Here is a 14,514-nt window from a genome sequence, read left to right as displayed (position 1 = left end):
GCAAAGACTGGGTATTACTGAATGTCTCGACAGCCCGCCCAAGTTGGGCGGGCTGAGGGCGTAGATCAGGCAGCAGCAACTTCAAGGGGTTCAAAGCTATCGGCGCGCGCCATCTGCCACATGCGCGAATAGAACTCACCATTCACTTCACCGGTCAGCAGCTCCCCTGGCTTGAGGAACACATGCAACTGCGAGAACAACTTGATCTCCGTCGCCGACATGCGCCGTACCAGGTGCTTGGCCGACAGCTGCGAGGGGTGATCCAGTCCCGCCGCCGCGAGCATTTCGGCCAGGGCCTTGAGGGTGTTGCGGTGGAAGTTGAACACGCGCTGGGCCTTGTCCGGTACCACCAGGGCACGTTGGCGCAACGGGTCCTGGGTGGCGACGCCGGTCGGGCACTTGTTGGTGTGACAGCTTTGGGACTGGATGCAACCGATGGCGAACATAAAGCCGCGCGCCGAGTTGGCCCAGTCGGCGCCGATGGCCAGCACGCTGGCGATATCGAACGCGCTGACGATCTTGCCGCTGGCGCCGAGCTTGATCTTGTCGCGCAGGTTCAGGCCCACCAGGGTGTTATGCACGAACAGCAAGCCTTCGCGCAGTGGTACGCCGATATGGTCGGTGAACTCCACAGGTGCCGCGCCGGTGCCGCCTTCTTTGCCGTCGACCACGATAAAGTCCGGAAGGATGCCGGTTTCCAGCATGGCCTTGGCGATGCCCATGAATTCCCATGGATGGCCCAGGCAGAACTTGAAGCCCACCGGTTTGCCGCCGGACAGTTCACGCAATTGGGCGATGAACTGCATCAGCTCGATCGGCGTGGAAAACGCACTGTGGCGTGACGGCGAGATGCAGTCCTCGCCCATCTGGATACCGCGGGTGTCGGCAATTTCCTGGGTGACTTTGTGTTTAGGCAGGATGCCGCCATGGCCGGGTTTGGCGCCCTGGCTCATCTTGATTTCGATCATGCGCACCTGGGGGTTCTGCGCCTGCACGGCGAAGCGCTCCGGGTCGAAACGGCCGTCGCTGGTGCGGCAACCGAAGTAGCCGCTGCCCAGTTCCCAGGTCAGGTCGCCGCCGTGTTCGCGGTGGTAAGGGCTGATACTGCCTTCGCCGGTGTCATGGGCGAAGTTACCCAGCTTGGCGCCCTGGTTCAGCGCGCGGATTGCGTTGGCGCTCAACGAGCCAAAGCTCATCGCCGAGATATTGAATACCGACGCCGAATACGGCTGTGTGCATTGCGGGCCGCCGACCATCACACGGAACGCGCTGGGGTCGCTCAGGGGAGCGGGGCGCATGGAGTGACCGATAAATTCGAAGCCGGACTGGTACACGTCGATCAAGGTGCCGAAGGGTTTGTCGGCAGTCTCGTTCTTGGCCCGCGAGTACACCAGCGAACGCTGGGCGCGGGAGAAGGGCAGGGCGTCGCTGTCGGACTCCAGCAGGTACTGGCGGATTTCCGGGCGGATGGCCTCCACCAGGTAACGGATATTGCCCAGGATCGGGTAGTTGCGGCGCACCGCGTGAGGGCTTTGCAACAGGTCGAACAGGCCGATCAGGCTCAGCACGCCGGTGACCAACGTGATCGGCCACACCCACTCATAGTGAAGGAACGGCAGGCTGGCAAGGGTGAACAGGACGCACACGGCAAAGAAGGCGTAACGGCTTAGCAAGGACAGGCTCATACGGGTTCCTTGAGGTCGGACTCTTACAGGTCGGTGCGGCATTCTGCGCCGCTAACGAAGGCCCAGACAACCGCCGCCTGCACTCAAGGCCGCCCGGACGGCCCCGCGCCAGACAGCACGCGGCTGTCCGTGACCTCGAACCGCGCCTGGTTGTCGGTGGTCGAGTCGGCCCCGACGAACACGCTGAAGCGGCCGGCCTCGACCATCGTTCTCCAGTGCTCGTCGAGCAAGGCAAAGTCCTGCGCGTCCAGGGTAAAACTCACCGTGCGCGTTTCACCGGGCTCCAAGTGGACCTTGCGAAAGCCGCGTAACTGGCGGACCGGGCGGGTCACACTGGCGACGTCATCGCGCAGGTACAACTGCACAATTTCGTCGCCTGCGCGCTGGCCGGTATTGGTGACGTTCACTTGCACCGTCAGCGTGTCGGTGGAGGCAATCCGATCGGCGCTGAGGTGTGGCGTGGCGTAGCTGAACGTGGTGTAGCTCAGGCCGAAGCCGAACGGGTACAGCGCACTCCACGGTGAATCAATATAAGTGGAGGTGTACAAGCCCTCGCCACTGGGCGGGCGACCGGTGTTTTTATAGGCGTAGTAGAGGGGGATTTGCCCGACGTTACGGGCAAAGGTGATGGGCAGTTTGCCGCTTGGGTTGACGTCACCGAACAGAATATCGGCCACCGCGTGCCCCGTTTCGCTGCCCAGAAACCAAGTCTCCAGCAGCGCCGGAGCCTGGGCAACGGTGTCGGATAACACCAGCGGGCGGCCGTTCATCAGCACGATGACCACGGGTTTGCCCGTAGCCAGCAGCTCGCGCAACAGCGCGTCCTGGGCGCCCGGCAAGCCCAGATGCGTGCGACTGCGCGCTTCACCACTCTGGTTGGCGCTTTCGCCAAGCACGGCAACCACCACCTGGGCAGAGCGGGCAGCCTGGCGGATCGAGCGCAAATCCTCGATTTGTTCGCTGTTGGGCGCAGTGCCGGGCAGGTAAGTCACCTCGGTGTCTGGGTCGACGGCGCTGCGAATGCCTTGCAGCACCGTGATGGAGTCCGCGGCCAGTCCCACCCCTGACCATGGGCCGAGTGTGCTGTCGGCGTCTGTGGCCAGGCTGCCGACCACCAGCACCTTGCGCAGGCTCTTGGGCAACGGCAGCAGCGCATCGGTGTTTTTCAGCAGTACGATGGATTTTTGCGCGGCCTCCCGTGCCAAGGCACGGTGCTGCGGTGTGAGCAGATTGGCCCGTTGCCGGGCTTCATCGCTGTAGCGGTAGGGGTCGGCAAACAGCCCCAGGCGTTGCTTGGCCTTGAGCACGCGGCGCACCGCCTCGTCCACGGTGGCCAAAGACACCTGGCCCGCGCGCACCAGTGAGGGCAAGTACTGCCGGTAGGTCTGGCTGGCCATTTCAATGTCCACCCCGGCGGTGAACGCCAGCCGTGCCGCGTCGGCCGGCACAGCGATGATGCCATGCTGGTTCAGTTCCCAGATGGCGTTGTAATCACTGACGATCAGACCGTCGAACCGCCACTCGTCCCGCAGTACACCGGTCAGCAGCGCCTTGTGGCTGTGCAGAGGAGTTCCGGCCAACTCGTTGAACGACGGCATGATCCCGTCGACTCCGGCCGCCACCGCTGCGCGGAACGGCGGTAAATACACCTCGCGCAAGGTGCGCTCCGACAGGTCGGCGCCGTTGTAGTCGCGGCCGCCTTCCGCCGCGCCGTAGGTCACGAAGTGTTTGGCGGTCGTCAGCATCGAAGAATTGTCCGAGGGGCCTGCGCCATGAAAGCCCCGGACCTTGGCCTCAGCCATCGCGGCACCGAGAAAGGGGTCTTCACCGGCGCCTTCCACCACACGCCCCCAGCGCGGGTCGCGAGCAATGTCGACCATTGGCGCAAAGGTCCAATGCACGCCGCTGGCCGTGGCTTCGATGGCGGCGGCACGAGCGGTGCGATAAGCAAGGTCGGTGTCCCAGGCAGCGGCCTCCGCCAGTGGCACGGGAAATATCGTGCGGAAACCGTGGATCACATCATAGGCAAACAACAGCGGGATATGCAGGCGCGATTGGGTGACGGCCTGCTCCTGCAACTGCCGGGTCTGCTCAGCACCGTAGGCACCGAGCACCGAACCGACGGTGTTGATGGACGCCGGCGGCAACTGCCCGTTATTGATGACCGGACCGGTCGGTGTGATCTGGACACCCAACTGGCTGAGCTGGTCGATTTTTTCTTCCAGCGTCATCTGCCGCAGCAGGTCTTCCACCGGGTCCTGCTCAATGGCCTGCACGCCGACGCTTATGCTGAGCGCCAGGTAGAGCAGGGCTAATTGACGGTAAAGTTTCATGACGGCGGGACGTTGTCAGCTGGCCAGGGGGTGCCGATGGCCGTCGATTCCGAGCGGAAGGGGTGGTACTGATACAGCCAGGTCTCTGATAACGGCTGCCCCTCCAGGCGCAGGAACAGCCGCAACTCCACGGGGTCTTGACCGTCGACGGTCAGATCGAACTGAGCGCGCCAATGGCCTGCCACACCGTCCGGCACAGGTTCGGTAAAGATCAGGCTGAGTTCGCCTCTGGAACAGCTGATCACCGCCTCGGGCTTGATGCCGGTTGCGAGCTTTTCCAAGGGCGCGCCTTGAAATTCCACCACGAACTTACGCATCCCCGCCGGTCGCGCCAGACCGGGTTGACCCCCCTTGCCTAGGCGCGTCGCCACGCAGCGCGCCAGGGACGATGGGTACGGCTCATCGGCCAGCCAGTGCAAGCGATAACGTAGCGTATAACGATTGCCCGCTTCCGCTGGGGTCGAGGGCACCCACATCGCCACGATGTTGTCGTGGATCTCGTCATCGGTGCCGTTTTCCATCAGTTGCACGCTGCCTTCGCCCCAATCCCCCAACGGTTCGACCCACAGGCTGGGACGCCGCTGGTAATTCACGCCATCGAGGTAGTGGTCGAAGTTGCGATCACGCTGGAACAGGCCAAACCCCTTGGGCTGACGATCACTGAAGGCCGACACCATCGTGCGCGGCGGGTTGTTCAAGGGGCGCCAGAGGCGTTCGCCGTTGCCGGTCCACAGCGCCAGGCCGTCACTGTCGTGGACTTCGGGACGCCAGTCGGCGGCAGTGCGTTTGGCGGCTTCGCTGAACCAGAACATCGAGGTAACCGGCGCGATGCCCAATCGGCTGACGTTATGGCGCAGGAAGAACGTGCAGTCGACCTCCATGATCACGCCCTGCTGACGGCTGATCACGAAACGGTACGCGCCACAGAGGCTGGGCCCATCGAGCCGCGCATAGAGCGTCATGGATTGGGCGTGTTCGTGCTTGGGCGGTTCAAACCAGATGTGGGTGAAGTCCGGGAATTCCTCGGCTTTGCCGGCTTGGGCCACATCCAGTGCAATCGCTCGCGCCGACAAGCCGTATTGGTAGAGCTCGCCGATGGCACGAAAGTACGAGGCGCCGAGAAACGCCACCCAATCGTTCTGTTGCCACGCCAACTTGGCTTGGTTGCCCAAACGACTTTCCTGGATACGAAAACCGGCGAACCCACTGTTACGAGGCAGGGCGTGCGCCGGGCTATCGGCGGGCATGTCAAAGTGTGCCGGGTCGTAGACGATCTCGCGGGCCGCGCCGTTGTCCAACACATACATCCTGACGGGGCTACGAAAGAACGAACCCAAGTGGAAGAAGGTCACGGGAAATTGCCCAGGGCCTTTGGCGAACAGGGCCTGCTCGGATTTAAAACGGATCTGGCCGTGGGCGCGGTAATCCAGTTTTTCCAGTAGTGCTGCCGAGGCGGTGCTTGGATAGATGTAGGGTTTCAAGGCGTCGGCTTGCGCCTGTTCGATCAATTGCTCGAAAGAAAAGGGGCTGGCCTGCTCGGCCGCCAGGGCTGTCCGATTCAGGGCTGGCAGGAGTGCGGCCAGCGAAGCGTACGTCAGAAACTCGCGGCGTGTAGACATGGCGGCCTTTCCTTGGAGATAGAAATCCAGGCACCACGATCGGTACGACGCAGGCAACCGTGCTGCTTGCCTGAAGTTTTGAGCGGGAAGGGCAAAGTGTCTACTGTCAGAAATAACAGGTTGGCAAGTGTTTTAGACCAGTGGCGGAAGCGGGCTTCGCTGCCAGGACCATGGGGTTTTCAAACGCGACGGCCACGGTGTGATGCATCGCGCGCCGCCGCCCGAACGCATTAGTCGCGCCTGTCAGCCCTGGCCTGAGGCGCGTTGGGGGCTACACCCTCAGGCCGCCGTTTGCCGAATCGGCAAAACCACGCGAAACGTCGTGCCCTTGCCCGGCTCGCTGCGCACGGAAATATCGCCGTGGTGCTTTTTGATAATGCCGTAGGACAGTGACAGCCCCAGGCCCGTGCCTTCCCCCACCGGTTTGGTGGTGAAGAACGGATCGAAGATTTTCTGCACGGTTTCGGGCGCAATGCCGCAGCCGTTATCGGCGACTTCCAGCCACACGTTATCGCCCTCCACCCCATTGCTGATGGTGATCGTGCCTCGCTCGGGGCCCATGGCCTGGGCGGCGTTGATTACCAGGTTCATCACCACTTGGTTAAGTTGCGAGGCCAGGCATTCGATTTCCGGCAACGCGCTGTAGTGCTTGATCACGTCGGCCTTATACTTGAGCTCGCTGGCGACGATGTTGAGGGTGGAGTCGATGCCCTGTTGCAGATTGGCCCATTGCCAGGTCTGGTCATTGTCCACCCGCGAGAAGTTTTTCAGGTCCTTGACGATCTGCACCACCCGCCCGATGCCTTCCTTGGACTCCTTGATCAGGATGGGAATGTCTTCCTTGAGAAAGTCCAGCTCCAGTTCGTTGCGCAGGGTTTTGAGCGCATCGCGCTGTTCGACCGAGGCGAGGCTGTCCTCGACCTGCCGGTAGGCATCGAGCATCTGCTGCAACTGATTGAAGTAGCTGTCGAGGGTGCTGAGGTTGGAGGAGATAAACCCCACCGGGTTGTTGATCTCATGGGCTACGCCAGCCGCCAGTTGCCCCAGGGACGCGAGTTTTTCCGACTGCACCAGTTGGCTCTCCAACTGCTTGCGCTCGTCGATTTCCTGTTGCAACGCTTCGCTGGTCTGGGTCAGCGCCAGGGTGCGTTGCGCCACCAGTTGCTCCAGGTGGCTGGTTTGCAAGGAGGCGCGGCGGGCCATGTCCCACTTGTTGGAGAGCGTGTTGGCCATCTGTTGCACTTCGATGTTGTCGAAGGGCTTTTTCAGGATCAGCAGGCGATCATGGCCTTTGAGGCGGTACAGCAGGTCATCCCAGGAGTAATCCGTATAAGCCGTGCACACCACCACTTGCAGGCCGGGGTCGACTTTCCATAACTCTTCGATGGTCTTGGCGCCGTCCCAGCCTTGAGGCATGCGCATATCGACGAACGCCAGGGCGTAGGGGCGCTTGTCCGCCATGGCTGCACTGAGCAATTGCAGGCCTTCTTCGCCGCCATAGGCCGAGTGCAATTCGAACGCCTGGACCTCGGGTTTATCGGTGTCGCCGAACAGCGCCGATTCCAAGTCGTCGAGAGCCTGGTTGGTCTCAACGGTCGGCATCAGGATCTTGCGGAAATCGTCGTGAATCGACGGCGTGTCGTCGATCAACAGGATGCGTCGATTGGGAGGCTGGTTCATGCAGGACTTCCGGCTGGGGTCATGGGAATCGTCAGGGTAAAGATCGCGCCCAGGCCAGGCCCGTCGCTGTGGGCGCTGAGCTGGCCACTCATTTCGACGGCGGCCAGCGCGCAGCTGTGCAGGCCGAAGCCGTGGCCTTCTTTGCGGGTGGTAAAACCGTGGGTGAAGATCCGCGTCATGTTCTCGGCGGGGATGCCTTCGCCGTCGTCTTTCACGCTGATCTGCAAGGTGTTGTCTGCCAGTGCCTGGACTTTGAGGGTCATCTGTCTCGGGCGGTCGTTGAGATTGGACATGGCGTACTTGGCGTTGCTGATCAGGTTGACCATGATCAACAGCAGGCGATGTTTGTCGGCGAGGATTTCCGGCACGGGGGCATATTCCTTTACCACCGTGACGTGATGCCGGCTCAAGGCGCCGGCGTTCATGCGCAGGGCATCCTCCATCAAGTCGCTGATATGCACCGGCTCCAACAGCGTGGCGGCACCGGCATAGGATTGCTGGGTGGAGACGATGTCTTTGATGTGGTCCACGCTTTTGCTCAACTGCGCCAACTCATCGGTCATGCCCTGCTGCTCCACGGCGATGGCGTCCACCAGTTGGTTGAGGTAACCGGGCAGCAGCTTGCCTTTCTCATCTTCAGTGAGAAAGGTACCCAGGTCGGCCTTGTGCTCATTGATCAACTGCATGGCCTTGCCCAGCCCCAGCGCTTTGCTGCTGCGCAGTTTGCGGGTGACCAGGTCGGCGGAGATGTTCACACTGTTGAGCACGTTACCCACGTTATGCAGCACGTTGGTCGCGATTTCGGCCATGCCGGCTTGGCGCGCGCTGTCGAGCAGTTCGCTCTGGGCATCCTTGAGCTGCTGGGTGCGCCGCTCCACGCGTTGTTCCAGGGTTTCGTTGGCGGCCTGTAACTGGCGGTTGACCCGGTTGATCTCGGCGAAGCTGCGCAACAGGCGCACGGCCAGGTAGAGCAGCATCGCCACCAGCAAGGTCGAGAAAATCAGTAGATAGCGGTGGTATTGATGGTCGATGCGGTCGGCTGCCTGCTGGTCCTGGTCGAGGTGGGTGGTCAGGTCGTCCAGACGTTCGGCCACGGGCACGTCGGCAATCCGCTCAAGAAGGTTGTTGACCACCGGTTGTTCGCGCAGGATCAGCGAAATGTGATTGCTCAGCAGCTCGACCGGGCCCTGGAATTCGCTCGGTAGCTGTTCCTTATTGGTAGCCAGTTTGCCCAGGCCCACCAGGATGTCGGCAGCCCGATCGTCACTGGTGACTTGAGCGAATTCCAGGCTGCTGAGCAGCAGGTCGTAGGTGTCGGTGGCCACGCCTTGCAACTGCAGCCGACCTTCGTCGTCAAGGCGATTGAACTGGGCCTGGATGTCGTCTTCGGCGGTCGGCAGGAACGCCAGGGAATTGCGCAGCACCGCGTTGTGGGATTTGAACTGGTCCACCAGCCGGGCTTTTTCTTGCATTGCCGTCTGGTAGGCGGTTTGCGTGGCCTGCCAACTGCTCAGGTCGATCGGGTTGTGGTAGGTGTCGCGGCTGTTCAATTCGGCCCAGATCCGCGTCATCTCCGTGAGGGGCGTGACCAGGGGATCATAGTTGTGGGTGATCGCGATCCTGGCCTTGAGCACTTCGCTGTCCCACTGCGCATTGAGTTGTTGCAACTGGCGGATCAAGTCCCGCGACTGGGTGTAGCTGGCGGTCTGGTCACGAGCGGCCTTCAGGTACAGAAACACCAGAGTCGAGGCCAGCAGTAGGGTTACCAGGCCCAGCACGATTTGGGTGAAGCGACGGCGCGATTGAGTCGTCATAGTGGCTTGCCCGCCCATTCACCGGTCAGCGTCTTGAGAAACTGCACGATCAAGTCTTTGTCTTCCTGGTTAGGGTTGCGCCCCAACTGGTACTTGAACATCACGTCGACGGCTTCTTCCAGGGTTTTGGCCGAAGCATCGTGAAAATACGGCGCGGTCACTGCCACATTGCGCAGGCTCGGCACTTTGAATACATGGCGGTCTTCCTCGTCCTGGGTCACCAGGTAGCGGCCCAGGTCGGCTTCGACCGGGTTGCCGCGGGCTTTGAAGTAATCGCCCATCACGCCGAACTTCTGGAACATATTGCCGCCGATATTGATGCCCTGGTGGCAGGCGATGCAGCCGTAATCCTTGAAGCGCTGGTAGCCGTACTTTTCCTGGATCGTAAGGATCTCGGTGTTGCCCAGCAGGTACTGATCGAAGCGCGAATTGGGGGTCAGCAGCGTTTGCTCATAGGTGGCCAGGGCATTCTGCACATTGGCGGCCGTGACCCCGTCGGGGTAGGTCTGTTTGAAGGTGGTCTGATAGTCGGGCAGTGCGGAGAGGTTCTGCACCACGGTGTTCCAGTCGCTGCCCATTTCCACCGGGCTGATCACCACCTGTTCGATCTGGGCTTGCAGGGTGTCCACCCGGCCGTTCCAGAACTGTTTGAAATTCAGGCTGGCGTTGAACACCGACGGGGTATTGATCGCCACCGGCTTGCCGTCGAAGCCCAGGGAAAATGGCTTGTTGTCGGCGCCACCGGTTTCCAGGTGATGGCAGCTGGCGCATGACAAGGTGTTATTGACCGACAGGCGCGGTTCGTTGAACAGTCGGCGGCCCAGCTCGACCTTGGCCGGGTCCAGGGTGGGCACCGGCGGCAGCGGTTTGAGCGCCTCATTCAACGGTGCAGCCGACAGCGGCTGAACCAGCCCCGACCACAACACCAGCATGACGCCGAAACGGTAACGTGAGACTTCGCTCAAGCGAGCACTCCTTGCAGGCATGGGGCTATGGGGTGGGCATCAGTGTGGCGCTGCCCACTTGCAGCATTTGAGCGAAATCCTTGGGCGGTACGGCCTTGCTGAACAGAAAGCCCTGGCCTTCTTCGCACTGCTGGGTTTTCAGGAAATTCAGCTGTTCGACGGTTTCGACCCCTTCGGCAATGATGTTCAGTTCCAGGCTTTTGCCCATGCCGATGATAGCGCTGATCAGTTGCGCGTCCTGGCTATTTACGTTCAGGCCGCGCACAAACGACTGGTCGATTTTCAACACATCGATGGGAAAGCGCCGCAAGTAACTGAGGCTGGAGTAACCGGTGCCGAAGTCATCCAGCGCCAGGCGCACGCCCATGGCCTTGATCTTTTGCAGGATGTCCACGGTTTCATCGACGTTCTGCATCAGCACGCTTTCGGTGATTTCCAGCTCCAGCCGAGCGGGCGGCAGGCCGCTTTGCTTGAGGATCGCGGCCAGGTTGTCGACGAAGTCGCGCTGGCGAAAGTCGATGGGCGAGACATTCACTGACATGCACAACGGCGGCAAGCCCATGCCGCGCCAGGCTTGCGCCTGCTCGCAAGCCTGGCGCAGCACCCATTGGGTCAACGGCACGATCAGGCCGCTGTCCTCGGCCACCGGGATGAAATCGGCCGGGCTGACCCACCCCGAGCGCGGTTGAAACCAGCGTATCAGCGCCTCCGCGCCGACGATGCGCCCGGACCTGAGGTCCAGTTTGGGTTGGTAGTGCAGCACAAATTCATCGCGCTCCAGGGCCTGGCGAATCGCGCTCTCCAGATTTTGCTGGCGTTGGGCGCGCAGGTTCATATCTTTGGTGTAAAAACTGAAAACGTTCGCGCCGCGTTCCTTGCTGGTGTGCATGGCGGTTTCGGCGTGCTTGATCAATTCCACTGCGTTGCAACTGTCATTGGGGTAGATGCTGATGCCCAGGCTCGCGGTGACGCTCAGGTCATGCCCGGCCACATGCCGCGTCGCGCTGATGGTCCTGAGCACTTTGTCGGCGATGTGTTGGGTTTGCTGAGGGTGCTGGACATCGTGGAGCACGATCACAAACTCATCGGAACCGTAGCGAAACACCGAATCGGAGTCGCGCACCGTTGCCACCAGGCTGCGGCTGACCTGTTGCAGCACTTCGTCGCCCACCGGATAGCCCAGGGCATTGTTGATGCGTTTGAAGCGGTCGAGGCCGATGAACATCACCGCCAGTTGCGTGTCGTGCCGCCGGCCAAGGGCGATAGCCTGGGTCAGGCGGTCCCCCAGCAGCGTGCTGTTGGGTAGCTCGGTCAGCGCGTCGTATTGCAGCAGGTGCGAGACTTTCAGCAGTTCCTGCACTCGTTCTTCGATGGTGCGCTCCAAGCCGATCACCTTTCGGGCCACGTCCTGAGCCAGTTGCCATTTCCACGTCAGCGCACTGGCCATCTGGCGGATCTCCAAGTGGTCGAAGGGCTTTTTCAGGATCAGCAGCTGGTCGTTGTACTTCAGCCGTGCCTCGATGGCCTCGAAGGAATAGTCGGAATACGCCGTACACAGGGCGATCTGCAGGTTGGGGTCGACGTTCCACAGCTGTTCGATGGTTTGCAGGCCATCCCAGCCGGGCGGCATGCGCATATCGATAAACACCATGGCGTAGGGGGCATTGGCGGCCAGGGCCTGGCTCACCAGTGCCAGTGCTTCCTGGCCCTGGTAGGCCGAATCCAACTCGAACACCTGGCGGGGAGCAGCGGGAGTGCCGAACAGGGTTTCCTCAAGGCTATCCAGAGACGGCTCGCCGTCTGCGTCGGCGCACAAGATCTTTCGAAAGTCCTCGTGAATCGACACAGTGTCGTCGACGATCAGAATGCGGCGGTTGGCCCGAGTTGAGTCTGCATTCCGCGCTGGCAAAAGGCTCGACGGCATAACGATTCCTTCCCTGGTTTCACTTCTTGGGGGGGGCCGACTACTGTGACAGCATAGCCGAGCTACCTTGAAATTGATGGCCAGTTGGCGTCAAATCGACCCCGCGCCTTGGGCGAGGGAAAGTGGCTTGGCAAGACGGTTCAATTTAGCTCAATTCCGTTTAATTTGAAGGCGCGTAGGCATGGATGAACAACTGGCGACGAAACCCACGATTTTGTTGGTCGACGATGAAGAGTCGATCCTAAACAGCCTGCGCCGCCTGCTGCGCGGCCAGCCTTTCGACGTGGTGCTGGCGGGCAGCGGCGCCCAGGCCCTGGACATCATGGCCGCCCAACCCATCGACCTGGTGATGACCGACGCGCGTATGCCGGGCATGGACGGCGCGCAGTTACTGGCCGAGGTCCATCGGCTGTACCCCGGCACCAGCCGCATCCTGCTCACCGGTTACGCCGACCTGCCGACGATCGTCAAGGCGATCAACGAAGGGCATATCCACCGCTACATCAGCAAGCCCTGGAATGACGAAGAACTGCAGCTGGTCTTGCGCCAGACCCTGGAGCATCAGCGCCTGGAGCGTCTGACCCAGGTTCAGAACGAGCAGCTCAAGCAATTGAACGCCACCCTGGAAAAACGCGTGGCGGCGCGCACCAGCGAGTTGCAGCAGACCGCCGATATGCTCGACCTGGCCTACGACGAGCTCAAGCGCAGCTACGTGACCGGCACCGAAGTGTTTTCGCTGCTGGCCAACCTGCGCTTGCCCAAGAGCAAGCAAACCAACCGCGCGCTGATCGAACTGGTGCGCGTGTATTGCGCAGCGCAGAGCATCGACGAGTCCAGTGCCCGCGATCTGGCCATGGCGGCCGCGCTGTACAACATCGGCAAGCTGAGCTGGACCGACAGCATGCTGATGGAACCGGCGGACAAGCTGCACAGCACCGACCGTGAGCGCTATCGCGGTTATCCGACCCAGAGCGAATCGCTGTTGATGACCCTGGAACCGATGAAAGATGCCGCGCGGATCATTCGTCATCACCAGGAGCGCTGGGACGGCAGCGGCTTTCCCGATCACCTCAAGGGTGATGCGATTCCCTTCGGTTCGCGCCTGCTGAAGCTGGCGGTGGATTTTATCGAACTGCAAAAAGGCCTGATCCTGGAGCGGCAGATGAACAGCGACGAAGCGCTGTTGTTCATCCGCAAATACGCCGGGCGTCTGTATGATCCGGAGTTGATCGAGGGCTTTGTGCAGGCCTGCGCCACCTTCCTCAGCGACGTGACCCTGGGCGACCCGACCGTCAAGGTGCTGACCACCCGGGAACTGCAGGACGGTATGATCCTGGCGCGCAACCTCAACGCCGACAACGGCATGCTGCTGCTCAACGCCGGCAAGGTGCTGAACCTACCGCTGGTGGACAAGCTGATTGCGTTCGAGGCGATGGAGGGGGCCAAGTACAGCGTCTTTATCAAGGAACCGGACGAGGCGTGAGCCTTGGGCGGTGATTTTCACTGATTTGAATGCAAGGTTTTTATCGTATGTCCACCACTATCCGCATCGCCGCCGCCCTCCTGATCGGCGACGACGGCCAGACCCTGCTGGTGCGTAAACGCGGCACCCAGGCTTTTATGCAACCGGGCGGCAAGATCGACGCCGGCGAGCAACCCGCCGAAGCATTGGCCCGTGAGCTGTTCGAGGAACTGAACCTGCGTATCGACCCTGAAGCGGCGGCCTACTTAGGCCACTTCTCGGCCCCGGCGGCTAACGAGCCGGGTTGCACCGTGGAAGCCGAGCTGTTCCAGGTCAACATCGACGTACCCGTGGCCCCCGCCGCCGAGATCGAGGAAGTGCGCTGGATCGACCCGGCCGGTGACGGCGGCCTGGTCCTGGCGCCCCTGACCCGTGACCTGATCCTGCCGTTCTATCGCTCGTCCCTGGCCACCCCGGCCTGACGCCCATGCTGATCCGTGCGCTGGGGCCCGAGGATGCCGAGGCTTATCGGGCGTTGATGTTGGAGGCTTACGACACCTACCCCCAGGCATTCACCTCCAGCGTGGCCGAACGCGCCGCCATGCCCTTGAGCTGGTGGCAGAAGCGCCTCGACAACCCGCTGGATAGCCTGCTGGGCGGTTTTGACGGCGAGCGATTGGCCGGGATTGTCGGCCTGGCTTTCGAACCCCGGGAAAAGGCGCGGCACAAGGTCACGTTGTTCGGCATGTACGTGACCACGCAGTCCCAGCAACAGGGGCTGGGCCGCCGGCTGGTGGAAGCGGCGCTGGCCGAAGCACGGCGGCACCCGCGCCTTAAAGTCATCCAACTCACCGTCACCGCCGGCAACACCGCAGCGTTCACGCTGTACCAACGCTGCGGCTTTATCCAATACGGCCTGGAACCGCTGGCGGTGCGAGTGGGGGAGGACTACTTCGACAAGATCCATATGTGGCGCGAACTCAGGGTTAACTGAGGCCGGCGCGTTAGTGCGCCGTATGATCCCGCCCAGGC

10 protein-coding genes are annotated in these 14,514 nt (G+C 61.6%); 3 read left to right on the top strand and 7 right to left on the bottom strand.

All coding sequences use genetic code 11. The features are described from left to right. Positions 1-65: 65 nt before the first annotated feature. The 7 genes from YA0848_RS18790 to YA0848_RS18760 all read right to left on the bottom strand — a co-directional run bounded on the left by YA0848_RS18790 (position 66) and on the right by YA0848_RS18760 (position 12,020). Positions 66-1,685 carry an FMN-binding glutamate synthase family protein gene (locus tag YA0848_RS18790; protein ID WP_034096096.1) on the bottom strand — a complete coding sequence of 540 codons (1,620 nt, stop codon included), beginning with the start codon at positions 1,683-1,685 and terminating at the stop codon, positions 66-68. An 83-nt stretch (positions 1,686-1,768) separates the two neighbouring features. Next, entirely contained in the window at positions 1,769-4,018 is a 2,250-nt protein-coding gene (gene bglX / locus YA0848_RS18785) for a beta-glucosidase BglX (RefSeq protein ID WP_169902722.1), read from the bottom strand. Further along, a complete protein-coding gene (locus tag YA0848_RS18780; RefSeq protein ID WP_052229514.1) occupies positions 4,015-5,637 on the bottom strand; it encodes a glucan biosynthesis protein in 1,623 nt (540 codons plus the stop codon). Before YA0848_RS18780 ends, bglX begins: the two co-directional genes overlap by 4 nt. A gap of 279 nt (positions 5,638-5,916) precedes the next feature. Then, positions 5,917-7,317 carry an ATP-binding protein gene (locus tag YA0848_RS18775; RefSeq protein ID WP_169902721.1) on the bottom strand — a complete coding sequence of 467 codons (1,401 nt, stop codon included), beginning with the start codon at positions 7,315-7,317 and terminating at the stop codon, positions 5,917-5,919. Then, positions 7,314-9,131: a DAHL domain-containing protein gene (locus YA0848_RS18770; protein ID WP_034112123.1), complete on the bottom strand. Its 1,818-nt coding sequence runs from the start codon at positions 9,129-9,131 to the stop codon at positions 7,314-7,316. The genes YA0848_RS18775 and YA0848_RS18770 overlap by 4 nt, the downstream gene beginning before the upstream one ends. Next, a complete protein-coding gene (locus tag YA0848_RS18765) occupies positions 9,128-10,096 on the bottom strand; it encodes a cytochrome-c peroxidase (RefSeq protein WP_169902720.1) in 969 nt (322 codons plus the stop codon). The genes YA0848_RS18770 and YA0848_RS18765 overlap by 4 nt, the downstream gene beginning before the upstream one ends. Before the next feature lie 25 nt (positions 10,097-10,121). After that, on the bottom strand, positions 10,122-12,020 hold the full coding sequence (locus YA0848_RS18760; protein ID WP_169902719.1) for a putative bifunctional diguanylate cyclase/phosphodiesterase: 1,899 nt from the start codon (positions 12,018-12,020) through the stop codon (positions 10,122-10,124). A 181-nt stretch (positions 12,021-12,201) separates the two neighbouring features. On the opposite strand from YA0848_RS18760, the gene YA0848_RS18755 reads away from it, so the two are divergent. Genes YA0848_RS18755 through YA0848_RS18745 form a run of 3 tightly spaced genes read left to right on the top strand, consistent with a single transcriptional unit; the run spans position 12,202 to position 14,476 of the window. Continuing rightward, positions 12,202-13,503 carry an HD domain-containing phosphohydrolase gene (locus YA0848_RS18755; protein ID WP_034096100.1) on the top strand — a complete coding sequence of 434 codons (1,302 nt, stop codon included), beginning with the start codon at positions 12,202-12,204 and terminating at the stop codon, positions 13,501-13,503. Between the two features lie 47 nt (positions 13,504-13,550). Beyond that, positions 13,551-13,964, top strand: a complete 414-nt coding sequence (locus YA0848_RS18750) for an NUDIX hydrolase (protein ID WP_034111939.1) — start codon at positions 13,551-13,553, stop codon at positions 13,962-13,964. 5 nt (positions 13,965-13,969) lie between these two features. Beyond that, positions 13,970-14,476: a GNAT family N-acetyltransferase gene (locus tag YA0848_RS18745; protein WP_034096102.1), complete on the top strand. Its 507-nt coding sequence runs from the start codon at positions 13,970-13,972 to the stop codon at positions 14,474-14,476. The last annotated feature ends 38 nt before the right edge of the window (positions 14,477-14,514 follow it).

This window comes from Pseudomonas sp. S4_EA_1b (assembly GCF_016307435.1).
GTDB lineage: Bacteria > Pseudomonadota > Gammaproteobacteria > Pseudomonadales > Pseudomonadaceae > Aquipseudomonas > Aquipseudomonas rhodesiae.
The sequence above is the reverse complement of the archived record's forward strand: the minus strand, read 5'-3'. Positions and strand labels throughout refer to the sequence as shown.